23 protein-coding genes, 1 tRNA gene and 1 pseudogene are annotated in these 24,079 nt (G+C 67.2%); 8 read left to right on the top strand and 17 right to left on the bottom strand.

The annotated features are described in order from the left end of the window. Positions 1–13: 13 nt before the first annotated feature. The 4 genes from P7F68_RS16375 to P7F68_RS16360 form a co-directional block, all read right to left on the bottom strand. A complete protein-coding gene (locus P7F68_RS16375; RefSeq protein WP_277834750.1) occupies positions 14–949 on the bottom strand; it encodes a mechanosensitive ion channel family protein in 936 nt (311 codons plus the stop codon). Between the two features lies 1 nt (position 950). Continuing rightward, positions 951–1,745: a hypothetical protein gene (locus P7F68_RS16370; RefSeq protein ID WP_002938421.1), complete on the bottom strand. Its 795-nt coding sequence runs from the start codon at positions 1,743–1,745 to the stop codon at positions 951–953. A 14-nt stretch (positions 1,746–1,759) separates the two neighbouring features. Next, complete coding sequence (locus P7F68_RS16365) at positions 1,760–2,632, bottom strand: bactofilin family protein (RefSeq protein WP_037982548.1); 873 nt, start codon at positions 2,630–2,632, stop codon at positions 1,760–1,762. Positions 2,633–3,215: 583 nt separating this feature from the next. Next, positions 3,216–4,277: a Fic family protein gene (locus P7F68_RS16360; protein WP_277834745.1), complete on the bottom strand. Its 1,062-nt coding sequence runs from the start codon at positions 4,275–4,277 to the stop codon at positions 3,216–3,218. Between the two features lie 286 nt (positions 4,278–4,563). On the opposite strand from P7F68_RS16360, the pseudogene P7F68_RS16355 reads away from it, so the two are divergent. After that, positions 4,564–5,037: pseudogene (locus tag P7F68_RS16355) on the top strand (IS3 family transposase); the annotation flags it as partial. Positions 5,038–5,076: 39 nt separating this feature from the next. Here P7F68_RS16355 and ychF read toward each other — a convergent pair. Continuing rightward, positions 5,077–6,168, bottom strand: a complete 1,092-nt coding sequence (ychF, locus tag P7F68_RS16350; RefSeq protein ID WP_002938434.1) for a redox-regulated ATPase YchF — start codon at positions 6,166–6,168, stop codon at positions 5,077–5,079. A 217-nt stretch (positions 6,169–6,385) separates the two neighbouring features. On the opposite strand from ychF, the gene P7F68_RS16345 reads away from it, so the two are divergent. Next, entirely contained in the window at positions 6,386–7,300 is a 915-nt protein-coding gene (locus P7F68_RS16345; RefSeq protein ID WP_277834741.1) for an ATP adenylyltransferase family protein, read from the top strand. A 14-nt stretch (positions 7,301–7,314) separates the two neighbouring features. Here P7F68_RS16345 and pth read toward each other — a convergent pair whose 3' ends face one another. The 7 genes from pth to P7F68_RS16310 form a co-directional block, all read right to left on the bottom strand. Further along, positions 7,315–7,986, bottom strand: coding sequence for an aminoacyl-tRNA hydrolase (gene pth / locus P7F68_RS16340; RefSeq protein ID WP_037982543.1), 672 nt, complete (start codon positions 7,984–7,986; stop codon positions 7,315–7,317). Between the two features lie 39 nt (positions 7,987–8,025). Continuing rightward, entirely contained in the window at positions 8,026–8,625 is a 600-nt protein-coding gene (locus P7F68_RS16335; protein WP_002931056.1) for a 50S ribosomal protein L25/general stress protein Ctc, read from the bottom strand. Between the two features lie 90 nt (positions 8,626–8,715). Beyond that, positions 8,716–9,666 (bottom strand): ribose-phosphate pyrophosphokinase, encoded by a 951-nt coding sequence (locus tag P7F68_RS16330; RefSeq protein WP_002931055.1) that lies wholly within the window; start codon positions 9,664–9,666, stop codon positions 8,716–8,718. Between the two features lie 92 nt (positions 9,667–9,758). After that, positions 9,759–9,835 (bottom strand) — tRNA-Gln (locus P7F68_RS16325). A 45-nt stretch (positions 9,836–9,880) separates the two neighbouring features. Then, on the bottom strand, positions 9,881–10,780 hold the full coding sequence (gene ispE, locus P7F68_RS16320) for a 4-(cytidine 5'-diphospho)-2-C-methyl-D-erythritol kinase (protein WP_002938447.1): 900 nt from the start codon (positions 10,778–10,780) through the stop codon (positions 9,881–9,883). Further along, the gene (gene lolB / locus P7F68_RS16315) at positions 10,762–11,382 is read right to left on the bottom strand and encodes a lipoprotein insertase outer membrane protein LolB (protein WP_002938449.1); all 621 of its coding nucleotides are present in this window, start codon (positions 11,380–11,382) and stop codon (positions 10,762–10,764) included. Before lolB ends, ispE begins: the two co-directional genes overlap by 19 nt. Beyond that, positions 11,379–13,097 (bottom strand): tetratricopeptide repeat protein, encoded by a 1,719-nt coding sequence (locus tag P7F68_RS16310; RefSeq protein WP_002938450.1) that lies wholly within the window; start codon positions 13,095–13,097, stop codon positions 11,379–11,381. Before P7F68_RS16310 ends, lolB begins: the two co-directional genes overlap by 4 nt. A 239-nt stretch (positions 13,098–13,336) precedes the next feature. Here P7F68_RS16310 and mutM point away from each other — a divergent pair, with 239 nt between their 5' ends. Both mutM and P7F68_RS16300 read left to right on the top strand, forming a co-directional pair. Beyond that, complete coding sequence (gene mutM / locus P7F68_RS16305; protein ID WP_002931048.1) at positions 13,337–14,155, top strand: bifunctional DNA-formamidopyrimidine glycosylase/DNA-(apurinic or apyrimidinic site) lyase; 819 nt, start codon at positions 13,337–13,339, stop codon at positions 14,153–14,155. 119 nt (positions 14,156–14,274) lie between these two features. Then, the gene (locus tag P7F68_RS16300) at positions 14,275–16,245 is read left to right on the top strand and encodes a dynamin family protein (RefSeq protein WP_277834793.1); all 1,971 of its coding nucleotides are present in this window, start codon (positions 14,275–14,277) and stop codon (positions 16,243–16,245) included. A gap of 80 nt (positions 16,246–16,325) precedes the next feature. Here P7F68_RS16300 and P7F68_RS16295 read toward each other — a convergent pair whose 3' ends face one another. The 5 genes from P7F68_RS16295 to P7F68_RS16275 are packed head-to-tail and all read right to left on the bottom strand — an operon-like array spanning position 16,326 to position 20,396. Further along, positions 16,326–16,577 (bottom strand): YfhL family 4Fe-4S dicluster ferredoxin, encoded by a 252-nt coding sequence (locus tag P7F68_RS16295; protein ID WP_002938455.1) that lies wholly within the window; start codon positions 16,575–16,577, stop codon positions 16,326–16,328. 19 nt (positions 16,578–16,596) lie between these two features. Beyond that, positions 16,597–17,085: a pantetheine-phosphate adenylyltransferase gene (gene coaD / locus P7F68_RS16290; RefSeq protein WP_002931041.1), complete on the bottom strand. Its 489-nt coding sequence runs from the start codon at positions 17,083–17,085 to the stop codon at positions 16,597–16,599. Next, positions 17,082–17,621 carry a 16S rRNA (guanine(966)-N(2))-methyltransferase RsmD gene (rsmD, locus tag P7F68_RS16285; protein ID WP_002938461.1) on the bottom strand — a complete coding sequence of 180 codons (540 nt, stop codon included), beginning with the start codon at positions 17,619–17,621 and terminating at the stop codon, positions 17,082–17,084. Before rsmD ends, coaD begins: the two co-directional genes overlap by 4 nt. After that, on the bottom strand, positions 17,618–18,991 hold the full coding sequence (locus tag P7F68_RS16280) for a M16 family metallopeptidase (protein WP_277834709.1): 1,374 nt from the start codon (positions 18,989–18,991) through the stop codon (positions 17,618–17,620). The genes rsmD and P7F68_RS16280 overlap by 4 nt, the downstream gene beginning before the upstream one ends. Positions 18,992–19,019: 28 nt before the next feature. Continuing rightward, positions 19,020–20,396 (bottom strand): M16 family metallopeptidase, encoded by a 1,377-nt coding sequence (locus P7F68_RS16275; protein ID WP_277834707.1) that lies wholly within the window; start codon positions 20,394–20,396, stop codon positions 19,020–19,022. Between the two features lie 164 nt (positions 20,397–20,560). Here P7F68_RS16275 and ftsY point away from each other — a divergent pair, with 164 nt between their 5' ends. From ftsY to ahpC, 4 genes are all read left to right on the top strand, one after another. Next, on the top strand, positions 20,561–21,745 hold the full coding sequence (gene ftsY / locus P7F68_RS16270; RefSeq protein WP_002938473.1) for a signal recognition particle-docking protein FtsY: 1,185 nt from the start codon (positions 20,561–20,563) through the stop codon (positions 21,743–21,745). After that, complete coding sequence (locus P7F68_RS16265) at positions 21,742–22,434, top strand: cell division ATP-binding protein FtsE (RefSeq protein WP_002930448.1); 693 nt, start codon at positions 21,742–21,744, stop codon at positions 22,432–22,434. The genes ftsY and P7F68_RS16265 overlap by 4 nt, the downstream gene beginning before the upstream one ends. Beyond that, positions 22,431–23,327, top strand: a complete 897-nt coding sequence (ftsX, locus tag P7F68_RS16260; RefSeq protein ID WP_277834703.1) for a permease-like cell division protein FtsX — start codon at positions 22,431–22,433, stop codon at positions 23,325–23,327. The genes P7F68_RS16265 and ftsX overlap by 4 nt, the downstream gene beginning before the upstream one ends. Before the next feature lie 185 nt (positions 23,328–23,512). Beyond that, the gene (gene ahpC / locus P7F68_RS16255) at positions 23,513–24,076 is read left to right on the top strand and encodes an alkyl hydroperoxide reductase subunit C (RefSeq protein ID WP_002930451.1); all 564 of its coding nucleotides are present in this window, start codon (positions 23,513–23,515) and stop codon (positions 24,074–24,076) included. Positions 24,077–24,079: the final 3 nt, after the last annotated feature.

Raw genomic sequence — 24,079 nt, 5'->3', positions numbered from 1 at the left:
GCCGGGCCGCGCCTCACAGCGTTTCGTCCCGCATCGTGCCGCGCAGTGCACAAGGCGCCGCCGCCGGCGTACGCTCGAAGCGCACGCCCCGTTCCCGCAGGGCGAGGTCGATCAGGCTGAACACCTCGTCGCGGCACATGGGCTCGCGGTCGTGCTGAGGCACCCAGTACTTCACCCGGTAGCTGATGCCCTGGGGGCCGTACTGCACCACCTGTACCTCGGGCGGCTTGCCGTCCACCAGGCTGTGGGCGCCGTCCAGCGCCACGCGGATCAGCTCCCTGGCCTCGGCCACCGGCAGGTCCACCGGCAGGGTGAGCTCGACATGGTCGCGGTACTCCTTGCGCGGCGCGCTGAAATTGGTGATGCGCTGGCGCGAGATCTGGCTGTTGGGCAGGATCACGTAGGTGCTGTCGCGCGTGACGAGGCGGGTGGTGCGCCAGCCGATCTCCTGCACCCGTCCCTGCGCCAGGGTCTCGATCCGCACCCAGTCGCCCATGCGAAACGGCGCCTCGATGCCGAGCGCAATGCCCGACAAAGTGTCCGCGACCACGTTGCGGATGGCGAAGCCCAGCACCGCCAGCACCAGGCCCGAGCCGGTCAGCAGGCCCGACAGGCCCTGGCGCAGCAGCAGTGACAGCGCCAGAAGGGTGGCCGCGGCGAAGAGGAGGACCCGGAACAGGTCGAGCAGGACCTTGGGCACCGGCCGCTGCCCCTTGCGGCGCTGCGACAGCCGACTGCTCACCAGCGCATGCAGCAGGTGGGCACCGAACAGCAGGGCGAGGGCGAGGGCCGCATTGCGCACGGGTTCGCGCCAGCCCTGCAGCGGATGGGCGGCGGGCAGGCGCTGGAACAGGGGGTCGGCCAGGGCTGCGACCAACAGCAGCAGGGCAAGCGCGGCCGCGGCGCGCAGCCAGGAGGGAACAGGGCTCGGCGCGTCGGGAGTCTTCATCTCAGCGGCTCCCCGGGGCGGCCGGGTGCAGCAGTTGGTGCGCGTGCAGTTGGGGCAGGCTCCAGCCCTCGCCCAGCAGCAGCATGCGGGTGTCGAGCGCGGCGGCGCGGGCGGCCGGCGCCTCGCTGCCGAGGTCGTGCATGCGCTTGGCCTGCAGGCTCACCCAGCGCAGCGGATGGCGGCGCGCCAGCGCGCGCCACAGGGCATGTGCCCCCTCGGACTGGCGCGCGCCGCTGACCAGGCACAGGCCGCGGCCCAGTGCCCAGGCGTAAACGGTGCTGGCGATGCCCCGACCCTGATAGGCAGGGGCGTACTTGGAATGCGGCGAGCGTACGTGGCGATCGGTGCGGCGGTCGACCTCGATCAGGCGGTTGAACACGGTGTAGCCGGCGAGGCAGCCGCGGCTGGGGTCCTCGACATACACATAGTGTTCGCCGTCGGCCTCGCGGTGATGGAAGATCAGGCCCGGCTGCAACGCGGGCAGGCGCGCGCAGGCGTTCATGGCGTCGCCCGGCGTGTGCAGGCGGCGGTGGAGGGAAGCGAGCTCGGCCTCGATGTCTTCGTCGGGCTGGTTGACGTCGATGCGCAGCTCGAGGCGCGGTGGGCGGATCTGGGGCGGAAGCGGGCGGTAGAGCGCGAGCAGGTGCCGCGCCAGTGACAGCACGGCGTCCCGGGCGATGCGCGTGGGCGGCGGCTGCGGAAAGGCCAGCGCCGAGCGCGGCGAGAAGCTGCTGCGGTGCGAGGGTGGGGTGTGCAGGTGGCCGAGCGAGCGGCGGCAAAGGGCGATCGCGTTCATTCGTCGTCCTCCCCTCAGCACGGTGCCGGACCGGCCCACCAGCCGCTCATCAGGCCCTCCGGGCGCTGCGGGGCGCTTACCCGCGCACTGCTCTCCCAGGCCTCCATCTGTACGTCGAGACCGGCAAAAACGCCGTAACCTGCGCCAGCGCGGATGGCCTCGCCTGCGTTCAGGCTCTCGCCGGCACGGATGGCCCCGGCGGCACCAATCAACTTGCCGGCCTTGATGCCCCAACCGGCCTCCAGGTGCATGCCGACCTCGATCGAGCCGCCAGCGGCGATGCCCTGGCCAGCGCGCAGCGTGTGCGCTACGCGGATGTCGCCGCCTGCCTGCAGGCTTTTGGTGCAGCGTACGCCTTCGTCGCCTTCAAGATCGAGGCCGATGAAAGCGTTCCCTGCAATCCGCACGCGGCCGGCGCAGCGCAGATCCCAGCCGATGCGCACCTCACCGTCGCAGCGCAGCTCGCCGGCGCAGTCCACGCCCCAGCCCGCGCGCAGGTCGCCCCCTACGCGCAGCCCGGCCTCGGCGCGGATGCTGCCCTCTATGCGCAGGTCGGCACCGATGCGCAGCTCGCCGCCGGCGCGTACCCCGGCACCGGCATGCAGCGAGCGCCCGACACGCACGATGCCTTCGACATCGACGCCGCCGCGCACCTCGAGCGTACCGGCGAATACGATTGCCTCGGCCTCGATAAGGTCGAGCACGCGGACCTCATCGGTGGGGCCGAACTGCTCGAGCAGCCAGCAGGCGTCGCCGACGCGGCCGGCCGCGACCATCTCGTCGAGCATGTCCTGATAGTTGGCACCGTCGCCGAACTGGCGGACGAACCAGCGAAAACCGTCTGTGCAGGGCCGCTTCGCCCTGACGAAACTACGTGTGAGAACCATTGCATCACCCTCGTGCATCGCCTGGCCGCGCCAAGGCGCGGCATCCTGGGGTGCAGCCGATGGGGGCGTCGATGACCGGGGTGGCCCGGATGGACCGGGGCCTGACCGCCTGGGCGGTCTGGGAGCGGGGGACTGGACAGGTGCCCGCAGCGGCTGCACGTTGATCGGGAGGCGCGTCATGCGCGTCCCGGGCAAGGTGCCGTGCGGGGGTGGGGTTTAGCCCCGGTACTGGCCCCGCACGGCCTGGGAAAGCACGGCGGGAGACCCTGTAACCTTGAACGCGAGCTGGGTCGCGAGATCGCGCAGCGGCGACATCATGCTGCGCGCGCGCACACGCCCACTCGCACGGACTGGCGCGCGGCAGCGGGTGAGGCGGTGGTGAGCAGACATGTTCATGTGGCGGGCGATTGCTGACTATCACCTTATTGTAGGCTACAACGCGGGACGTGTGGTCGGCCGCCGGGGGCGTTGTGCAGCCGGCTCGGTCCGTAAGCGTTGTGTGTCAGGTCGAGGTGCAGACGTTAAACCAGAAGATCGGCGGTAACGCGTTGATTTATATATGATGCTTGTGGTCGCTGTTGCATCAGGTTTTTCCCTCCGCCTTGACTTGCGACCATTTCGCGCCGCGTCCCTTTCCTGTTGGGGCGATCACCCCCTCGGCTTTCATGGCGCGCAGGATCACGCGCACCATGTCGCGGCTGATGCCGGGGCAGGCCTCTTCGATCTCCGAGATGGAGAAAGGCAGTTGGCGTTTGAGAATTTCAGAGCGAACGCGGTCGCCCTTGGCGCCACGGCCTCGCTCGATGGTGCCCACGCGCTCTTCAAATTCCTTGTACGCGCGCAGCAGGGCACCCCAGAAGTAATCGAGCCACGGGGCGATGTCGTGTGCTGCCTCGTGCCAGCCTTGGGAGCTGGCCTCCAGCGTTTCGTAGTAACTTTCCTTCGATTCTTCGAAGATGCGCTCCAAGCTGATGAAGCGGCCCACCGCATAGTCGAAGTGATAGAGCAGCTGCAGGGTCAACAGCCGAGCCATGCGGCCGTTGCCATCCGGGAAGGGATGGATGCACAGGAAGTCGAGGATCGCCAGCGGCACCAGTACCAAGGGGTCTGCCAAGTGCTGATCCAAGGCCAACCGGTAGCGCGCGATCAGGTCTGCCATTGCGATGGGCGTGAGGTGCGCGGCAACCGGACGAAAGCGGATGCGCGAGCTGCCATCGGGGTGGCGCTCGACGATGTCGTTGTTCGTGGCCTTCCAGTGCCCGCCCGGTTGCGGCATGTAGCGGTACAGCATGCCGTGGAGCTGCAGTACCGTGCCTTCTGATAAAGGCATCTGCTCACCGCTTTCATGGATCAGACTCAGGGCATCGCGGTAGCCCGCCACTTCCTGCTCGGACCGGCTTTGCGGCGTGGCATTCTTGAGCACCAGTGACTTGAGCCGGTGCGCAGCAACGACGACGCCTTCCAGGCGGTTTGATGACTCGGTGGACTCGACAACAGCCACTTGCCGCAGATCGCTCAAGACCTCGGGCGACTGCGCCACGAAGAGCTGCTGCTTGCCCCTGTATTCACCCAGGGCGCGCAGGGTCGCCAGCTGCTGCGCGTCGAAGCGTAGCTTGACGAGGTAGTCTGGCGAGAGTGATTGCATGCAGCAGCATCCGAGTACGAAAGAATGGGGTAATTGCAGTTTTATTGGGGTATTTTAGATGAAAATTACCCCAATAAAACTGCAATTACCCCATTTCCGCTGCATGCTTTGAGTTGATGTGCGCCTGTGTGATTAGCCGCGCTTGGATGGGTAGCGCCCTCACCGGCAAGTCAGCCTCAATTCGCACGGGGCGCACGGCATGCCTATCCCGTGCCTGATGCGCCGTGCCGTAGTACTTCCGAGTTTTGACGCTTCGATGCCCAATGTCAGGCGACACCGTAAATTGACCCCCGAGGGCTGGTTGTATCTGGCGGTCGTGATCGACCTGTTCAACCGCGCAGTGATTGGCTGGTCGATCAAACCACGGATGACGACCGACCTGGTGCTCGATGCGCTGTCGATGGCATGGTTTCGCAGGCGGCCGGGACCGGGCGTGCTGTTCCACTCCGATAGGGGTAGTCAGTACGCCAGCCACGCTTACCAGGTCCGACTGGCCGCCTATGGCATGCGCGGTTCGATGTCGCGCAAGGGCAACTGCTGGGACAACGAACCGACTGAAAGCTTCTTCAACAGCCTCGAGAATGAGCGGGTGCATGGCGTGAGCTACGCGACCTGAAACGAGGCCACGAGCGATCTGTTCCAATACATCGCTGTGTTCTACAACCGGAGCCGCCGCCACTCCAGCTTGGGATATCTGTCGCCGATCACGTTCTTGCAGAACTGGATCGAACGACAGGATCAGCAGAAAATGGCAGCATGAAGACGGCCAGTTGGAAGGCGGAAAACGTAGGGCACCTCATCAGACGTTGAACAGGAAGTTCAGTACGTCGCCGTCCTTGACCACGTACTCCTTGCCTTCGGCGCGCATCTTCCCCGCTTCCTTGGCGCCGGCCTCGCCTTTGCAGGCGATGAAGTCGTCGAAGGCGATGGTCTGGGCGCGGATGAAGCCACGCTCGAAGTCGGTGTGGATGACGCCGGCGGCCTGCGGTGCGGTGTCGCCGACGTGGATGGTCCACGCGCGCACTTCCTTGACGCCTGCGGTGAAGTAGGTCTGCAGGCCAAGCAGCTTGTAGCCCGCGCGGATCAGGCGGTCGAGACCGGGTTCTTCCAGGCCCATGGTCTCGAGGAACTCCTTCTTGTCGGCGTCCTCGAGGTCGGCGATCTCGGCCTCGATCGCGGCGCACAGCGCCACGACCTCGGCGCCTTCTGCGGCGGCATGGGCGCGCACGGCGTCCAGGTGCGGGTTGTTCTCGAAGCCGTCCTCGGCGACGTTGGCGGCATAGAGCACCGGCTTGGCGGTGATCAGGCAGAACGGCTTGAGGCTGGCCCATTCTTCCCTGGCGAGCTCGAGCGCGCGCACCGGCTTGCCCTGGTCGAGCTGGGCGAAGCACTTCTCGAGCACGGCGACGAGGATCTTGGCCTCCTTGTCGCCCGAAGCGGCAGGGCGCTTGTAGCGGTTGATGGCCTTCTCGACGGTGGCCATGTCGGCCAGGGCGAGCTCGGTGTCGATGACCTCGATGTCGCGGATCGGGTCGACGCTGCCGGAGACGTGGATCACGTTGTCGTCGGCGAAGCAGCGCACGACGTGCACGATGGCGTCGGTCTCGCGGATGTTGGCGAGAAACTGGTTGCCCAGGCCTTCGCCCTTGGATGCGCCGGCGACAAGGCCGGCGATGTCGACGAATTCGACGATGGCGGGCTGGATCTTCTGCGGCTTGACGATCTCGGCCAGCTGGGCCAGGCGCGGATCAGGCACCTCGACGATGCCGACATTGGGCTCGATGGTGCAGAAGGGGTAGTTCTCGGCCTGGATGCCGGCCTTGGTCAGCGCATTGAACAGGGTCGACTTGCCGACGTTGGGCAGGCCGACGATTCCGCATTTCAGGCTCATGTGAATCCTTGATCGTTCCGGTGCGCGCCGCCGCTCGCAGGGCTACGGGCTTGATCCGGTGTGGAAAACCCCGGATTGTACCGCGTCGCAGTGTGGTGCTCCAAAGGCGATCCCTTCGCATGACGAGACGAGGCGGCGTGGCTCTTGTCCTGTGCCTGGCCTACAATCGTTCGTCCTGCATTTGTGCAAAACAGAAACCAGAAACAGGGAGACATGGATGAACGCGAGCTGGATCGAGGCGATCGACGACCGTAGCACGGCGGCGCTGGCGTCGGGGGCGCTGGTGCCGGTACAGGCCGAGCAGGTCGAGATGGAGGACGCCGGCATGCGCTTCATCGTGCGCTGGGTGTCCTCGCTCGCGGCCAAGGATGCCAGCAAGGCGGCCGCGGCGGCGAAGGCTGAGGGCGCCAAGGACGACAAGGCGGTGGCGATTCCCGGCGGTCCGCGCGATCCGAGCTTCAACCCCTTCCTGAACCCGGACCCCGAGCTCACCGTTGGGCCGGTCGGCGGCCATCATGTCGCGATCCTGAACAAGTTTCCGCTGTGCGCGCGTCACCTGGTGCTGGCGCGGCGAGAGTTCGCCGAGCAGTTGTCACCGCTGGCGCTTTGTGACTTTGCCGCGCTTGCCGAGCTGATGGCCGCGGCAGGCGGGATCGGGCTCTACAACGGCGGCGCTGCCGCGGGCGCCAGCCAGCGCCACAAGCATGTGCAGTGGATGCCGGAGGCCGCGGGCAATGCCAGCCTGCGCCTGTTCGTGCCCGGGCTGCCGGCAGCGCTGGCAGAGCAGGGGGTGGCCACGCATCCGGCGCTGCCGATGCGGCACTGCTTCGTGCGTGTGCGCTGCGGACGGGGTGAGGCGGTGGCCGTGTCAGCCGACAGCCTGCTGGCGGGCTTCGAGCGTGCCTGTGCCGAGCTCGGGTTGCGCCCGGGCGAGGATGGCCTGCTGCCGCCCTTCAACCTACTCGTGGGTGATGGCTGGCTGCTGGCGATTCCGCGCAGCCGGGAGCATTTCGAGGGCATCTCGATGAGCGCAGTGTGCTTCGGCGGGACCTTATACACCCGCCACCGCGAGCAGATCGAGGCGATCCGTGCGGTGGGTCCGCTGCGCGCGCTGGCTGCAGTCGGCTACTGAGCGCGATCAGGGCCTCAGCCGTCCCCTGCGGGCGGCTCGTCCGAGCCGACGGCTGCGGGTGGCCCGGGGGGCTTGGGCGGCTTCGGAGGTTTGGGCGGCGCGGGGCGTGCGTTGAGCCTGGTGGCGGCGGCATTGAGCTCGCCGCGCTGGATCTGCGGCCAGACCGCGAGCGCCTTGTCGATGGCCTCGTCGATCAGCTGCTGCTCTTCGCGCCGTGCGGGCTTGAGCACGAAATTGACCACCTCGTTGCGGTCGCCGGGGTGGCCGATGCCGATGCGCAGGCGCCAGTAGTCGTTGGTGCCGAGGTGGGCGGAGGTGTCCTTGAGTCCGTTGTGGCCGCCGAGGCCGCCGCCGAACTTGAGGCGCAACTGGCCGGGCGGCACGTCGAGCTCGTCATGGACGACGAGGATCTCGGCCGGTTCGATGCGGTAGAAGCGCGCCAGCGCACCAATGGCCTGGCCGGAGCGGTTCATGTAGGTCTGTGGCATCAACAGCCACATGCCGGCTTCGCGCGCGTTGGCGACCAGGCCGTGGAAGCGTGATTCGTGCGAGAAGCGTACGCCGAACTTGTCGGCGAGCCGCTCACAAAACCAAAACCCGGCGTTGTGCCGGGTCTCGGAGTATTCGGCGCCCGGGTTGCCGAGGCCGACGATCAGACGAGGCGGGCGCATGGGCGCAGTGCTCATCAGTGTCGGCCTTGGCTGTACGGGCAGGGCTGTGGCCGATCAGGCCGCTTCGCCTTCGCCTTCGGTCGCAGCGCCCTTGACCAGCAGCGCGGTGGCGACCACGGGGTCGCCTTCACCGTGCATCACCAACTCGACACCGGCCGGCAGCTTGATCTGCGACACGTGCACCGACTGGCCGGCTTCCAGCGCGGACAGGTCGACCGAGATGAACTCGGGCAGATCCTTGGGCAGGCACTGGACGTCGATTTCGTTGATGGTGTGCGAGATCATGCAGCCACCGAGCTTGACGGCCGGGCTGACGTCGTCGCCGACGAAGTGCAGCGGCACCTTCAGGTGCATCTTCTGGTCGGCCGCGACGCGCTGGAAGTCGATGTGCAGCACTTGCTGCTTGAACGGGTGCCACTGGGTGTCACGCAGCACCACGGATTCCTTGGCGCCCTCAACCTCGATGCTCAGCACGGAGGCGTGGAAAGCTTCCTTGCGCAGCAGGTGGTAGAGCTCGTTGTGGTCCATGGTGATCAGGCTGACTTCGCCCGCGCCGCCGTAGATGATGCCCGGCAGCTGGCCGGCGCGACGCAGGCGGCGGCTCGCACCCGTACCCTGAGCGTCACGCTTGGTGGCCTTGAATTCGATCTGCATTGTGTTGCTCCTGAGTGAAGAGTGTCTTCGCCCGCGACCAGGCGAAGACGGTGAAAGCCCGTACGGCACGGGGCCGTACGGGCGAAAGACTTATTCCATGAACAGCGAGGACACCGATTCCTCGTTGCTGATGCGCAGGATGGTGTCGGCCAGCAGGGAGGCGACCGAGACCTGGCGGATGCGGTTGCAGGCCTTGGCGTCCTCACGCAGCGGGATGGTGTCGGTGACGACGAGTTCGTCGAGCGCCGAATCATTGATGCGCGATACGGCTGCGCCCGACAGCACGGCGTGCGTGCAGTAGGACAGCACGCGCTTGGCGCCGTGCTCCTTGAGCGCGGCAGCCGCCTTGCACAGCGTGCCTGCGGTGTCGACGATGTCGTCCATGATCACGCAGGTGCGGCCTTCGACCTCGCCGATGATGTTCATGACTTCGGACACGTTGGCCTTGGGGCGGCGCTTGTCGATGATCGCCAGGTCGCATTCCATGCGCTTGGCGAAGGCGCGTGCGCGCACCACACCGCCGACGTCGGGCGAGACCACGAGCAGGTCGTCGTACTTCTGCTTGTCGAGGTCGGCGAGCAGCACCGGCGCCGCGTAGACGTTGTCCACCGCGATGTCGAAGAAGCCCTGGATCTGGTCGGCGTGCAGGTCCATGGTCAGCAGGCGCTGCACACCCACGGCTTGCAGCATGTTGGCGACGACCTTGGCCGTGATCGGCACGCGCGCCGAACGCGGGCGGCGGTCCTGGCGGGCGTAGCCGAAATACGGGATGGCAGCGGTGATGCGGCCGGCAGAGGCGCGCTTGAGCGCATCGACCAGCACCAGCAGTTCCATCAGGTTGTCGTTGGTCGGCGAGCAGGTGGGCTGGAGGACGAAGACGTCCTTGCCACGCACGTTCTCGAGCAGTTCGACATTGACCTCGCCGTCCGAAAAGCGGCCGACGGTGGCCGAACCGAGGGAGATACCCAGACGTCGCGTCACATCGGCGCCAAGCTTGGGGTTGGCGTTGCCGGTGAAGACCATCAGGCTGCCGTGGGGCATTTCAGCTACTCCGAAGCCGTTTAAACGACGCGCGAATAAAAATTGTCGCGCAGAAACGACTCGGGCAGGCCCATGGCCTGCCCGTCGTCATCTGGCTGGGGAGGAAGGATTCGAACCCTCGAATGCCGGAATCAAAATCCGGTGCCTTAACCGACTTGGCGACTCCCCAAGAAACCTTTTCGCCCGCGATGCAGATCGCTTGGCAGGGCGGGCGCTATTGTAACCACTCGTAAAGCGGATGGCGAGCAAGACTGCGCGCTTTCCAAGCTTTCCAGCGTGGCGGACAACTTTTCGTGATGCGATCCGCTTGCTCCTCAGAGCGTGCTTCCGCAAACACGCAGGCGCCCGAGCCTGTCATTCTGGCTGGTGCAAAGTTGCTCAGCCAGTCGATCGCTTCTTGCACCTCCGGGTAACGATTGCAGGCTACTGTCTGCAGGTCGTTGTGGGTGGTGCTTGCTGCGAAGTCCGCCATTTTGATGAGAGGTGTGTTGCGCGTCAAGTCCTTCGACGAAAAAATTTCTGCAGTCGGTATGGAGACGCCTGGCGACAGGATCACGTACCACGCCGAGGGCAGCGTCAGGGCTTGCAACTGCTCGCCAACGCCCTCGGCGAAGGCGTCCTCGCCGAAGACGAAAACCGGCACGTCGGCGCCCAGTTCGAGTCCGATGGTCTGCAATTGCGCGCGTGACTGGCCGGTTTGCCAAAGGCGGTTGAGCGCGATCAACGTCGTGGCTGCATCGCTGCTGCCGCCGCCCAGCCCGCCGCCCATCGGTAGTTGCTTGTGCAGGGTAATGTCTGCTCCCAGGGTGGTGGCCGTGCGTTGTTGAAGCAGGCGTGCGGCGCGCACGACAAGGTCCTGTTCCTCGGCAACGCCAGCGATGGCGTTGGTGCGCCGGATGACGCCATCGGTGCGCAGCCGCAGGTCGATCGTGTCGCCCCAGTCGAGCAGGCGGAATGCGGTCTGCAACAGGTGGTAGCCATCGGGCCGACGGCCGACGACGTGCAGGAAGAGGTTGAGTTTGGCGGGCGCAGGGCAGCCCAGCAGTTGGGTCGGCTTGCCGGCTTGCAGAACGGTGCCGAGGAGGGGGGCTGTGTTCAGGGCAGGATGGTCCATGAATCGGCTATCAGTCGGATGCGGGCATCGCCGCGGGAGATGTCCACCCGCGTGGGCAGGGCCTGGGCGCTGTCGTCGGCATAGGCGGCGTACTCGATCCGCCAGCCGCGGTCGATGAGCAGTACGGGGCGCCCGGCGGTGTCGCGCAGGCGCACCTCGGCGCTGCCGTCGGTGACCGCCTGCACCCACAGGCGCAGGCGCGCAGCGGGGATGTCGACGTTGAGCACCCGGGGAAGCAGCAGGTCTGCGCTCGGGGCCTCGATGATCGCGCCGTCGGCGGTGCTCAGGCGGGCGCCCTCAGCGCTGCTGTCGAGGCGGGCGGCGATCTGGCCGAGCGGGGACAGCAGCACCAGCGTATCGGCGTCGGGCGTGTGCTGCCACTCCAGCCTGCCGCTTGCACCCTGCACTCCGTCGCTTGCCGACAGGCGGCCTTCTAGCAGGAAGGCGGGCAATGCCGTGCGCGCGGCCGCGGGCGTGCCGCCTGCCGGCGATGAGGGGAGCAGGGGGGCGCATGCAGTGAGCGCCAGGCTGGCGCCCAGAGCCAGGAGCAGCACGCGCCGCTGGCGGCCGTGCCGGAGGTGTGCAGGCTGCGCAGTGCTCATCGCACGCCCAGGCGCAGCGCGGTGTCGTTGAGCAGGCGGTTGTCGGGGTGGGCGCTCAAGGCCTCGTCGAAGATGCGGCGGGCCGCGTCCTTGCGCTCCAGCGCCCACAGCACTTCGCCGAGATGGGCTGCGATCTCGGCGTCCTGGCGGATCGAGTAGGCGCGCTCCAGGTGCTCGAGCGCGGCCAGCTTGTCGCCGCGTCGGAAGTGTACCCAGCCCAGGCTGTCGAGAATGAAGGGGTCGTCGGGGGCGAGCTCGAGCGCGCGCTCGATCAGTTCGTGCGCTTCGTCCAGGCGCAGGTTGCGGTCTGCGAGCGAGTAGCCGAGGGCGTTGTGGGCGTGGGCATGCTCGGGGTCGAGCTCGATGATGCGGCGCAGGCGCGTCTCCATCAGGTCGATACGGTCGAGGCGCTCGGCCAGCATGGCCGACTCGTAGAGGAGGTCGGTATCGTCGGGCGTCTCGCGCAGGGCGTCATCGATCACCAGCAAGGCCTCGCCCGGCTGGTTCGCGTCGCGCAGCAGATGCACCTCGGCGAGGACCAGCCGGCGCTGGGTCTCGGGTTCGTCGGCTTCAGCCTGCAGCAGCGTCCGGGCTTCATCCAGGCGGCCTTCCTTCGCCAGGCTCTGGGCGCTGCGGATGATGGCTTCGGTGCGGTGTCCCTCGTCGCTGACATCGGCAAACCACTGGCGGGCGCGTTCGCCCTCGCCGCGTCCGTCGGCGATCTGGCCAAGGTGGAGGCGGATGATGTCGGCTTGCGGGTGCCCGGCGGCAAGGGCGCGCAGGAAGCTGGACTCGGCCTCGCTGGCTTCGCCGAGCTGGAGCGAAAGCAGGCCGACGGCATAGTGCAGCTCGGCATCCTCGGGCGCGCCGACGAGCAGGTGGCGGAACTCGGCACGCGCTTCGGCAAAGCGCTGGTTGCCGACCAGGGCGCGTGCGTAGGCCTGGCGCAGGCTGCGGCTTTCGGGCGCACGCTTGACCTCGGCTTCGAGCTGGCGCATGGCTTCGGCGCCGGCGCCCGCCTGTTGCAGGATCTGGGCCTTGAGCAGCACGCCGGGTTCCCAGCCCGGGCGCAGTGCGAGCGCGCTGTCGGCCGCAGCGAGGGCCTCCATCGGGGACTCGGCGATCATGGCGGCCTGCGCACGTGCGACATGGGCTTCAGGCACTTCAAGGTAGGGCTCGGTGAGGCGTTGCACGATCTCCTTGGCGGCCTGCTTGTCCGGGATGCGCGCGAGCGTGCGGTTGAGGCCGAGCAGGTTCTGCGGCAGGCGCTCGCTCGACTGGGCGAGCACACGCGCGAGCTGGATCTGCACCGCGTCGAGATCGATGCTGTCGCGTGCCTCCCCGGACCCGGCGATGCTTGCGAGCAGGCGGCGGGCCTCCTCCGACTCCGGCGCGACTTCGCTCCAGATGTGCGCAGCCTGGATCGCGAGCTGGACGTTGCGCGAGTACATTGCGATCTCGGTGGCTCGGCGCGCGATGCGCGGGTCGCGGGTGGAGCGCGCAAGGTCGAGGTAGAGCTGGGCGGATAGGCCGATTTCGCCGCGGGCGCCGGCGATCTCGGCGAGCAGGAAGTGGTACAGCGTGCGCGCGGTGAGTTCCTGCGCTGGCAGTGCGCCGCCGACGATGTCGCCATTGGCTGCTACGGCGGTCCCGCCCGTGCCCAGCGCGAGTGCGAGGCAGACTGATCGGGCAAGGCGCTTCAAGTGGGTCTTCATGGGCAGGGTCCGGCAGACTTCGATCGATGCGGCGCGGGCCGCGGCGTTGCGGGGCCGTGTGCGGGCTGACGCGGGTTGGAGGGCTGATCTAGAATTCGGTTCGCGTCATGGTATGCAGTTCGATGCACTGCTCGCAAGCAGCGTGCGCCATTGGCACCGCCCGGCCCGCGAATGTGGGTGCTCCGCCCGCTGCGCCTTCCCTTCCCGTCACGGGGTTTCGCCTCGCCCAGCCCATCTTCATGCCCGAACTGCCAGAAGTCGAGACTACCCGCCGCGGTATCCAGCCGCATGTCGAAGGGCGTTGCCTGAACGCTGTCGTGGTACGCAATGCGCGCCTGCGTGAGCCCGTACCCGACAACCTGGCCGCGCAGGTGGGGGGGCGCACGCTGCAGGCGGTGACGCGGCGCGCCAAGTACCTTCTGTTCGATTTCGGTACGGGGACGGTGATCGTGCATCTTGGCATGTCCGGCAGCCTGCGCGTGGTGCAGGCGAATGAGCCCGCAGGTGTCCATGATCATGTCGATTTCGTGTTCGGTGCGCAGGCCTTGCGTCTGCGCGACCCGCGCCGCTTCGGCATGGTGCTCTGGCAGCCCGGTGCCGCGTCCGGGCACCGGCTGCTTGCCGGTCTGGGGCCCGAGCCGCTCGAAGCCGGCTTCGACGGTGCCTGGCTGTACCGCGTCACGCGTGGGCTGCGTGCTCCGATCAAGCATGTGCTGATGGACAGCCACAAGGTTGTCGGTGTCGGCAACATCTATGCTTCGGAGAGCCTGTTCAGGGCGCGCATCCATCCGCTCCAGGTGGCTGGGCGGCTCGGCGAGCAGCGTTGCGAACGCCTCGTCAGTACCGTGCGCGAGACGCTGGAGGCGGCGATCGCCGCGGGCGGCAGTACCTTGCGCGATTTTGTCGGTGGCGATGGCCAGCCGGGTTACTTTCAGCAGCAGTACTTCGTCTATGGCCGTGACGACGAGGCATGCCGGGTGTGCGGTACGCCGGTGCGGCGGATCGTCAGCGCCCAGCGTGCCACCTACTTCTGCCCGCGCTGCCAGCGGCGCAACTAGGTCGCTCGTCGGCCGTGGCACGCCTCCTGTCCGTAGCAGGCGCTTTTCACGTTGTAAACGGCGGTGCTCGCCGCTATCCTTTAGGAATATCCATGGCAACCCACTCGACGAGGGTGCAGATGACCGATCTGACCGAACAGTTCTCCGCCTACGCCCGCTGGCGCGCCAATGCAGGCGATGCGGTGACCCGCCTGCGCAGCTGGCTGACGCGCAACGAGGTGGGTGACGCGCAGTCCGACCTGCGCCTGCAGTACCTGCTCGAGCGCCTGCGTGACGACAAGCTCACGGTGGCTTTCGTTGCCGAGTTTTCGCGCGGCAAGTCCGAGCTCATCAACGCCATCTTCTTTGCCGACCATGGCGATCGCATCCTGCCCTCGAGCGCCGGGCGTACCACGATGTGCCCGACCGAGCTGCAGTGGTCCAAGGGGGCGAAGGCCGAGCTCAGGCTGCTGCCGATAGGTACGCGCGTGCGCCAGACGCCGGTCAGCGAGCTCAAGCGTTATCCCGAGGAGTGGCATGTGTTGCCGCTCGATGCGGTCGATGCGCCCAGCCTGCAGCGTGCGCTCGCACGCGTGGGCGACACCCAGCGCGTCAGCCAGCCCGAAGCCGACGCGCTCGGCTTCGCGGTCGATGTCAAGGGCGAGGAGGGCATCAAGCCCGGCGCCGACGGCTTGGTCGAGATTCCGGTCTGGCGCCATGCGGTGATCCAGTTCCCGCACCCGCTGCTCGAGCAGGGTCTGGTCGTGCTCGATACGCCCGGCCTCAACGCCATCGGCGCCGAGCCCGAGCTGACGCTGTCAATGTTGCCCAATGCGCACGCCGTGCTCTTCATTCTGGCGGCCGACACCGGGGTGACGCAGAGCGACCTTGCCGTATGGCGCAGCTACGTGCAGGGTGGTGCGGAGCGCCAGCGCGGTCGCATGGTGGTGCTGAACAAGATCGATGGCCTGTGGGACGGCCTGCGCGACGAGGCGCGGATCGACGCCGAGATCGCGCGCCAGGTCGATTCGGTGGCCGATACGCTGGGCATCGAGCCCGCCGCGGTCTTCCCGGTGTCGGCGCAGAAGGGGCTGGTGGCCCGCATCCAGGGCGATGCGGCGCTGCTCGAGCGTAGCCGCGTGCCCGTGCTCGAGCGCGCCTTGAGCGAGGACCTGCTGCCCACCAAGCAGGAGATCGTGCGCGAGGACATGTTCGCCGAGACGCACGAGGTCATCGCTGCCACGCGCGGCCTGCTGGAGGCCCGCCTGGGCAGCCTGCGCGAGCAGTTGCAGGAACTCACCGACCTGCGCGGCAAGAACCAGAGCGTCATCGAATACATGATGCGCAAGATCCGCAGTGAAAAGGAGGAGTTCGAGCAGGGCCTGCAGAAGTACTACGCGGTGCGCTCGGTGTTCTCCAACCTGACCAACAACCTTCTTGCCCACATGGGGTTGGATGCATTGCGCGACGAGACCCGACGCACGCGCGAGGCCATGCTCGAGTCCTCCTTCTCGCGCGGCCTGCGCGAGGCGATGGAGGGCTTCTTCAAACACTTGCGCGCCAATCTGGAGCGGTCGACGGCAGAGATCGGCGAGATCACGCGCATGCTCGACGCAATGTACAAGCGCTTCAGCGTCGAGCACGGGCTCAAGCTGACGCCGCCGGAGGGTTTTTCGACGTTACGCTACGAGAAGGAGATCGACCGCCTCGAGGCGGCCTTCAATCGCCAGATCAACACCGCGCTGGTGTTGGTCACGACGGAGAAGCACGCGCTCACGCAGAAGTTCTTCGAGACCGTGGCGGTGCAGGCGCGCCGCACGTTCGAAATCGCCAACCGCGACGTCGAGCAGTGGTTGCGTGCAGTCATGTCGCCACTGGAAACCCAGGTGCGCGAGTACCAGATCCAGCTCAAGCGCCGCCTTGAGAGCGTGAAGCGCATCCACGAGGCGACCGACACGCTGGAGAGCCGTGTCGATGAGCTCAAGCAGGGCGAGCAGGCCGTGCTGGCGCTCATCGCCGACCTCGATGCGCACGAGAACGCGATCGCAGACGCGCTTGGCCTGGCCCGGGTGGAGTCTGCCGACACGGAGGCGGGGCGCGCCGTCGCCTGAGCGCATGCGGCCGCAAAGACGAATGGGCGAGCCGCGGCTCGCCCATTCGAGTTTTCAGCGTCTGCCCGCCGAGAAGGGGCTCAGGCCTTGCCGGTCAGCTTGAGGAACTTCTCCATGAGCTGATCCTTGGTTTCCTTGTGGTCGGGATCGAGCGGGATACAGTCGACCGGGCACACCTGCTGGCACTGCGGCTCGTCGAAGTGGCCGACGCATTCGGTGCACTTGCCGGGGTCGATCTCGTAGATCTCGTCACCCTGGGAGATGGCGCCGTTCGGGCACTCCGGTTCGCACACGTCGCAGTTGATGCATTCGTCGGTAATGATCAGAGCCATGTTCTTTGCTTCCTTGCTTTCACTTTGAGTTCAGTTTTTCCTGCAGCCGTGCCAGCACCTGAGGCTGCACGAACTTGCTTACGTCGCCGCCGAGGCGGGCGATCTCACGCACCATGGTGGCCGAGATGAACATGTACTCTTCTGCCGGGGTCAGGAATACTGTTTCGACGTCCGGATAGAGCTTGCGGTTCATCCCCGCCATCTGGAATTCGTATTCGAAGTCGGACACCGCACGCAGGCCGCGCAGAATTACGCGCGCATTCTGCTGCAGCAGGAAGTCCATGAGCAGGCAGTCGAAGCCGACCACCGTCACATTGGGAAAGGCGGCGACGGCCGAGCGTGCGATCTCGACCCTCTCCTCGAGCGAGAAGATCGGGTTCTTGCTGTTGCTCTTGGCCACCGCGACCACGACACGGTCGAACAGCACCGAGGCCCGTCGCACGAGGTCCTCATGGCCTCGGGTGAACGGGTCGAAGGTGCCTGGATAGACCGCAATCGCTTCCTTCATTCATCGCTCCCACGCATCAGATGGAAATGAACCTGGCCGGCATGTCCTTGCCTGACGACGTGCCACTTGCCCAGGCTCGTGACCGGCGCCTCGGCTTCCACGTAAAGCCAGCCACCGGGCTGGACGATGCGGTCGAGCCAGGGGGCTACACGCTCGATCCAACCCTGCTTGTACGGGGGGTCGAGGAACACGCCGTCGAACCTTCGCGGTGTGGTTTGCGCGAATCTTACCGCATCGCCGCGCACGATCTCTACTTGCGATGCTTGTAGGGTCTTTGCCGATTTGTGCAGTGCGTCCAGGGCGCGTGCATCACGCTCGACCAGCACCACGCCCGCGGCACCGCGCGAGGCCGCCTCGAAACCGAGGATGCCGGTGCCGGCGAACAAGTCCAGGCAGTGCTGGCCGTCCAGATCCTGGCCCAGCCAGTTGAACACGGTTTCGCGCACGCGATCGGGCGTGGGGCGCAGTCCCTGTGCCTGGGCGACGTCGAGCAGGCGGGAGCGCCATTGCCCGCCGACGATGCGTACCCGGCTCAATTGGCGCCGTCCGTTATCGCGGCGCTCGGCGTGGCAGCGGCATCCGGCGCGCGATCACCGTCGCCGCCAGCGATCACGGTGATGAGCTGATCCGGGCGGATGCGGCGTTGCCAGGCGTCGCGCACGGCCGCCACGGTGACCTTCTCGACGTGTGCTGGATAGGTGTCGAGCCAGTCCAGGGCGAGGCCGTAGAAGCCGATCATGGCAACATGGTCGAGCAGCTTGGCGTTGGAGTCGAGGCGCAGTCCGAAGCCGTTGATCAGGTTGTCCTTGGCGGCCTGCAACTCGTCGGCAGTCGGTCCTTCGGCTATGAAGGTGTCGAGTGTCTGGCGCACGACCGAGAGTGCGTCGTCGGCCTGGCTGCCGCGCGTCTGCAGCCCGATCTGGAAGGGGCCGGCGACCTGTTGCGGCGACAGGAAGCTATAGATGCTGTAGGCGAAGCCGCGCTGCTCGCGCACTTCGCGGGTCAGGCGCGACACGAAGCCGCCGCCGCCCAGGACGTGGTTGCCCACCAGCAGCGCGAAGTAGTCCGCATCCTCGCGTGCCATGCCGGGCTGGCCGACGAGGATGTGGGCCTGGGCTGAAGGGTGGGGGATGCGGAAAGTCTGGGCGCGGGTGGGGGTGGGCGGCGGCGGCGGGCTGGCGGCTGCGGTCTGCGGCAGGGCTTCGGTGAGGCGCACGGCGATGCGCTCGGCCGTGGCGCGGTCGATATCGCCGACGATCGCCACTGCGGCGCGGTTGGCGCCGTAGTATCGGCGATGGAAGTCCGCCAGGTCTTCACGGCTGATCGCCGCCAGCGATTCCGGGCTGCTGTTGTTGCCGTAGGGGTGGCCCGCGTAGAGCGCGGCATTGAACTGGCGGGCAGCAAGGCTGCCCGGCTTGGTCAGCGCCTCGCGCAGGCCGGCGATCGCGCGTGCGCGCTCGCGCTCCAGAATCTCGGCAGGGAAGGTCGGTCGCGCCAGCACGGTGGCAATGAGTTCGACGGCCGCGTCGAGCTCGGCTGGCGACGACAGGCTGCGCAGCGCCAGACTGGCGCGGTCGTTGTCGGCGCCGCCGCGAACCTGGGCGCCGAGGTCGGCCTTGCGGTCGGCGATGGTCTGTTCGTCCAGGTTGCCGGCGCCCGCATCGAGCAGGGCCTGGGTCATGCTGGCCAGGCCGGCCTTGTCGGCAGGGTCGAGCGCGGTGCCGGCGGCAAAGCTCACCTGGATATCGACCAGGGGCAGGGCGCGGCTTTCGACGAAATGCACGCGCGCGCCGGTCGGTGCGACCCAGTGCTGGATCTGCGGGCCGGCGAGTGCAGGTGAGGCCAGGCCGAGGAAGCCGGCGAGGGCGAGAGCGGGGAGGATCAGGGGGCGGATCGATGCGCGCATGGTTGCAGCGGTTTCCTGTGCTGATGCGTCAGTGGCGGGCGGGGGCGAAGGGCGAGCGCGGGCGTTGTTCGCCGAGCGGCTGCGGGTCGAGACGGGCGATGCTGAGGCTGGCGTCGTCGAAATAGCGCCGCGCCACCGCTTGCACCTCGTCCGCAGTGACTGCGCGCAGGCCTTCGAGCAGCCTGTCCTCGTCGCGCCAGGACAGGCCTGCCGACTCCAGGTAGCCGATCTCCATCGCCTGGCCCATCAGCGAGTCGCGCTTGTAGACGCGGCTGGCGATGGCCTGGGTCTTGACGCGGGCGAGCTCTTCCGCGCTGATGCCGTGGTCGCGGACGCGCTGCAGTTCGGCGCGCAGCGCGGCCTGGAGTTCATCGACCGTGCGCCCCGGGGCGGGTACGCCGTCGAGGTAGAACAGCGACGGGCCGCGGCCGCTGCCGTCGTAGCCCGCGCCGACCGACACCGCGAGCTGTTCGTCGCGCACCAGGCGGCGGGTGAGGCGGGCGCCGTCATAGCCGTCGAGCACTGCGGCGAGCACCTGCAGCGCGTACGGTTCGCGCTCGTTTGCCGGGTCGCTCAGGGTGGGCACCTGCCAGGCCATGGCCAGGTAGGGCAGTTCGGCCGGTGCCCGCACCTCCGAGCTGCGCGGACCGCGCTGGGCAGGCTCGGGCGAGATGCGGCGCTCGGGCAGGGCGCGTGCCGGGATCGCGCCGTAGTGCTGCTCGGCGTCGCGGAAGACCTGTTGGTGGTCGACGTCGCCCACGACCACCAGCCAGGCATTGTTGGGCGCATACCAGCGCCGGTACCACTCGCGGGCGTCCTCGGGTTGCATGGCCTCGAGGTCGGGCATCCAGCCGATCACCGGGCGGCGGTAGGGATGAGCCTGGAAGGCGGTGGCCATCAGCTGCTCGTAGACCAGCGCGCGCGGTTGGTCGTCGGTGCGCAGGCGACGTTCCTCCTTCACGACCTCGAGCTCACGCGCGAACTCGTCGTCGGTGAGCACCAGGTTCTGCATGCGGTCGGCCTCGAGTGCCATCATCGCCGGCAGATGGGCGGGCGGCACCTGCTGGAAGTAGGCGGTGTAGTCCTTGCCGGTGAATGCATTGTCACGCCCGCCGACTGCGGCGACGCGCTTGTTGAACTCGCCCGGGCCGACCTCTCGCGTGCCCTTGAACATCATGTGTTCGAGCACGTGGGCCACGCCCGACACGCCGTCCGGCTCGTCCATCGCGCCAGCGTTGTACCAGACCATGTGCACCACGGAGGGCGCGCGGCGGTCTTCCTTTACGATCAGCTTCATGCCGTTTGCAAGCGTGGTCTCGAACGGGTTGGCGAGGGCGGGCGGTGCGGCCAGGGTGGCTGCCGCAATGCCCAGCAGCACTGAACGAAGGCGGGGTGAGCGAAACATGGAGTTGTCCTGCATCTGTTAGAATTCGCGGCATTTCGCAGTACGGGCGCAGGCAGGGCCGGCGCGTGCCGCGGAGCCGCATCTTAGCGTGATCGGAGGCGGGCGCCCACGCAACGGGTGCCATGCGCGCCGACGCAAAACGACCTCTCTGACCCGAGCGTTTCATGTTTGGTTTCCTGAAGAAGAAGTCCCCAAAGCCCGAGGACGTGGCGCCCGCAGTAGCGGAACCGACGGCCGAGGTTGGCGTTCCCGCGCCTGCGGTGATCGACCCGGCCGCAGCGGCCGCTGCAGCGCCGGCGGTCGAGGTCGCGCAGCCAGCGGCTGAAGCCGTCGCCGAAGTGGTGCCTGCGGAGGGGGAGGCTGCAGCCGTGGCCGAGACGGTGGTGGCGCCGGCGCCGCGCCTGTCCTGGGGTGAGCGCCTCAAGGCGGGGCTGGCGCGCACGCGTCAGCAGATCGGCGGTGGCCTGGCCAACCTCTTCGGCCTGCGCAAGATCGACGAGGATCTGCTCGAGGAACTCGAATCCACCTTGCTGATGGCCGATTGCGGTGTCGATGCCACCCAGTACCTCATCGACGACCTGCGCATGCGCTGGAAGCGCGACCGCCTGGAAACCGCCGACCAGCTGCAGAAGGCGCTCGCCGACGGCCTGCACGGCATCATTGCGCCGCTCGAGCAGGCGCTCGAGCTCGGCAGCCACCAGCCCTTCATCATCATGATCGCGGGCGTCAATGGCTCGGGCAAGACGACCTCGATCGGCAAGCTGGCAAAGTATTTCCAGGCCCAGGGCAAGAGTGTGCTGCTGGCGGCCGGCGATACCTTCCGCGCTGCTGCGCGCGAGCAGCTGATGACCTGGGGCGAGCGCAACAACGTCACCGTGGTCGCCCAGGAGGGCGGCGATGCCGCAGCGGTCATCTTCGATGCCATCAACGCCGCGCGTGCGCGCAGGATCGACGTCGTGCTCGCCGACACCGCCGGGCGCCTCCCCACCCAGCTCCACCTGATGGAAGAAATCGCCAAGGTGCGCCGGGTGATCGCCAAGGCCGACCCGAGCGGCCCGCACGAGGTGCTGCTGGTGCTCGACGCCAACATCGGCCAGAACGCGCTCGCCCAGGTCAAGGCCTTCGACAAGGCGATCGGCGTCACCGGCCTGGTGGTGACCAAGCTCGATGGCACTGCCAAGGGCGGTGTGCTGGCGGCGATCGCGCGCCAATGCCCCAAGCCGCTGCGCTTCATCGGTGTCGGCGAGGGTATCGACGACCTGCAGCCCTTCAAGGCGCGCGAGTTCGTCGATGCCTTGTTCGAGCCTGGTGCAGGTGCGGTAAAGGCGGGAGCGGACGCGCGCAGATGATCGTCTTCGAGGGCGTAGCCAAGCGCTATGCGGGCGGCTATACGGCGTTGGCCGGGATCAGTTTCGAGGTCCGCCACGGCGAACTCGTCGTGCTGTCCGGTCACTCGGGTGCGGGCAAGAGCACGCTGCTCAAGCTCATTCCGGTGATCGAGCGTCCGAGCGCCGGGCGTGTGCTCATCAATGGGCAGGATGTTTCCCATCTGCCGCGCACCGCCATTCCCTACCTGCGGCGCAACCTCGGCCTGGTGCTGCAGGAGAGCCGCCTGTTGTTCGACCGCAGCGTGTTCGACAACGTGATGCTGCCTCTCGTCATCACTGGCCATCCGCCGGGTGATGCCGCTCGCCGGGTCGGGGCGGCGCTCGAGCGTGTCGGTCTGGACGGGCGTGGCAAGGAAATGCCCGCAGGTCTCTCCGGTGGCGAGCAGCAGCGGGTGGCGATCGCACGTGCCATCGTCAACAGGCCCTCCATCCTGATTGCCGACGAACCTACGGCGCATCTTGACCCCGCCTATGCGGCGGACATTGCCGAGCTGTTCCGCTCCTTCAATCAGGCCGGGGTGACCGTGCTCATCTCCACGCATGATGCCAGTCTGTTCTCGGCGAGCCGGCCGCGCCGGCTCGTGCTCGCGAAGGGGCAACTCGTGGAGGACTCGCGTCCCACAGGGCGCCCGGCCATGGAGGCAGCATGATCCACTGGCTTTACCTGCACCTGCGCGCCATCGCCCATGCGTTGCGACGCCTTGCCGCCCAGCCGTTGAGCACCCTGCTGTCCGCGCTGGTGGTCGGCATCGCGCTGTCGCTGCCGGGCGGCGGCTACCTGCTGCTGGACAATGTGTCCTCGCTGGCGCGCGGCGTCTCGGGCGCTCCCGAGATCAGTCTCTTTCTCGACATGGACGCCGGGCCCGAGGATCGCGCCGCCATCGAGCAGCGCCTGAAGGCAACGCCCGACCTCGGCAGCTATCGTTTCGTGGCGCGCGACGAGGCTCTGCGCCAGCTCGAAGCGAGCGGCCTGGGCGACGTCCTCGGCGGGCTCAGCGCCAACCCGCTGCCCGATGCCTTCGTGCTGTCATTGCGCGAGGAGGATCCGGAGCTGTTCGAGCGCATGGCCGAGCAGATGGCGACGTGGCCCAAGGTGGCCCATGTCCAGCTCGATTCGGCCTGGGTCAAGCGCCTGCATGCGCTGCTTGGGCTCGGACGCTCTGCCGTGCTCATGCTGGCGGGCTTGCTCGGCTTTGCGCTGGTGATCGTCACCTTCAACACCATCCGCCTGCAGATTCTGACGCAACGCCAGGAGATCGCCGTCAGCCGCCTGCTGGGCGCCACCGACCCCTTCATCCGGCGGCCGTTCTACTGGTTTGGTGGCCTCCAGGGCGCGCTCGGCGGCTTGGTGGCCCTGGGTACGGTGTCGCTGGGCGTGCGGGCGCTCTCCGCCCCCGTCACCGCGCTGGCCGAGACCTACGGCGCGGTGTTCGTGCTCAGTGGGCCGGACTGGCGTGCTGCACTGGCCATCGTTGCCTTCGCCGCGCTGCTCGGTTGGCTGGGGGCTGCCATCTCGGTGCGCAGGCACCTTGCCGGGGCTTGAAATCCGCGCGTGTGCCCTGACGTATGATGCTGAAATCGATGGGGCGTCCTGGCGCCTGCTTTCTCTGATAGGTTGTTTCAATCGAGAGTATCTCGATAATCAATTAGATCAATGCATGGCGCCGATCTAGACTGTCATCCATCGAGTTTCACCCAACGTCCTGCAACCCCTTCTGGAGCAACTACATGTCGCTGATCAACACCCAAGTCCAGCCGTTCAAAGCCCAAGCCTTCAAGAATGGCAAGTTCATCGAAGTGACCGAAGCCGACCTGAAGGGCAAGTGGTCCGTGCTGATCTTCATGCCGGCTGCCTTCACCTTCAACTGCCCGACCGAGATCGAGGACGCTGCCGAGCACTACGCCGAGTTCCAGAAGGCTGGCGCCGAGGTGTACATCGTCACCACCGACACCCACTTCTCGCACAAGGTCTGGCACGAAACCTCGCCGGCGGTCGGCAAGGCCCAGTTCCCCCTGGTTGGCGACCCCACTCACCAGCTGACCCGCGCTTTCGGCGTGCATATCGAGGAAGCTGGTCTGGCTCTGCGCGGCACCTTCGTGATCGACCCGGAAGGCGTCATCAAGACGATGGAAGTGCACGACAACGCCATCGCCCGTGACGTGACCGAAACCGTGCGCAAGCTCAAGGCCGCCCAGTACGTCGCGTCGCACCCGAACGAAGTCTGCCCGGCCAAGTGGAAGGAAGGCGAAGCCACGCTGGCGCCGTCGATCGACCTGGTCGGCAAGATCTAAGCA

Origin of the sequence: Thauera mechernichensis (assembly GCF_029588855.1) — a bacterium.
GTDB classification, from domain to species: Bacteria; Pseudomonadota; Gammaproteobacteria; order Burkholderiales; family Rhodocyclaceae; genus Thauera; species Thauera mechernichensis.
This window is presented reverse-complemented; position numbering and strand designations above follow the sequence as displayed.

Bases quoted from the DNA above. Each gene is read 5' to 3' on its own strand.
- P7F68_RS16375 (WP_277834750.1), bottom strand. From the start codon at position 949: ATGAAGACTCCCGACGCGCCGAGCCCTGTTCCCTCCTGGCTGCGCGCC.
- ispE (WP_002938447.1), bottom strand. From the start codon at position 10,780: ATGGACCATCCTGCCCTGAACACAGCCCCCCTCCTCGGCACCGTTCTG.
- P7F68_RS16265 (WP_002930448.1), top strand. From the start codon at position 21,742: ATGATCGTCTTCGAGGGCGTAGCCAAGCGCTATGCGGGCGGCTATACG.
- ahpC (WP_002930451.1), top strand. From the start codon at position 23,513: ATGTCGCTGATCAACACCCAAGTCCAGCCGTTCAAAGCCCAAGCCTTC.
- ftsY (WP_002938473.1), top strand. From the start codon at position 20,561: ATGTTTGGTTTCCTGAAGAAGAAGTCCCCAAAGCCCGAGGACGTGGCG.
- P7F68_RS16275 (WP_277834707.1), bottom strand. From the start codon at position 20,396: ATGTTTCGCTCACCCCGCCTTCGTTCAGTGCTGCTGGGCATTGCGGCA.
- P7F68_RS16345 (WP_277834741.1), top strand. From the start codon at position 6,386: ATGAACGCGAGCTGGATCGAGGCGATCGACGACCGTAGCACGGCGGCG.
- P7F68_RS16360 (WP_277834745.1), bottom strand. From the start codon at position 4,277: ATGCAATCACTCTCGCCAGACTACCTCGTCAAGCTACGCTTCGACGCG.
- ychF (WP_002938434.1), bottom strand. From the start codon at position 6,168: ATGAGCCTGAAATGCGGAATCGTCGGCCTGCCCAACGTCGGCAAGTCG.
- P7F68_RS16295 (WP_002938455.1), bottom strand. From the start codon at position 16,577: ATGGCTCTGATCATTACCGACGAATGCATCAACTGCGACGTGTGCGAA.
- P7F68_RS16365 (WP_037982548.1), bottom strand. From the start codon at position 2,632: ATGGTTCTCACACGTAGTTTCGTCAGGGCGAAGCGGCCCTGCACAGAC.
- ftsX (WP_277834703.1), top strand. From the start codon at position 22,431: ATGATCCACTGGCTTTACCTGCACCTGCGCGCCATCGCCCATGCGTTG.
- P7F68_RS16300 (WP_277834793.1), top strand. From the start codon at position 14,275: ATGACCGATCTGACCGAACAGTTCTCCGCCTACGCCCGCTGGCGCGCC.
- P7F68_RS16330 (WP_002931055.1), bottom strand. From the start codon at position 9,666: ATGCCCCACGGCAGCCTGATGGTCTTCACCGGCAACGCCAACCCCAAG.
- P7F68_RS16335 (WP_002931056.1), bottom strand. From the start codon at position 8,625: ATGCAGATCGAATTCAAGGCCACCAAGCGTGACGCTCAGGGTACGGGT.
- pth (WP_037982543.1), bottom strand. From the start codon at position 7,986: ATGAGCACTGCGCCCATGCGCCCGCCTCGTCTGATCGTCGGCCTCGGC.
- lolB (WP_002938449.1), bottom strand. From the start codon at position 11,382: ATGAGCACTGCGCAGCCTGCACACCTCCGGCACGGCCGCCAGCGGCGC.
- mutM (WP_002931048.1), top strand. From the start codon at position 13,337: ATGCCCGAACTGCCAGAAGTCGAGACTACCCGCCGCGGTATCCAGCCG.
- coaD (WP_002931041.1), bottom strand. From the start codon at position 17,085: ATGAAGGAAGCGATTGCGGTCTATCCAGGCACCTTCGACCCGTTCACC.
- P7F68_RS16370 (WP_002938421.1), bottom strand. From the start codon at position 1,745: ATGAACGCGATCGCCCTTTGCCGCCGCTCGCTCGGCCACCTGCACACC.
- P7F68_RS16280 (WP_277834709.1), bottom strand. From the start codon at position 18,991: ATGCGCGCATCGATCCGCCCCCTGATCCTCCCCGCTCTCGCCCTCGCC.
- P7F68_RS16310 (WP_002938450.1), bottom strand. From the start codon at position 13,097: ATGAAGACCCACTTGAAGCGCCTTGCCCGATCAGTCTGCCTCGCACTC.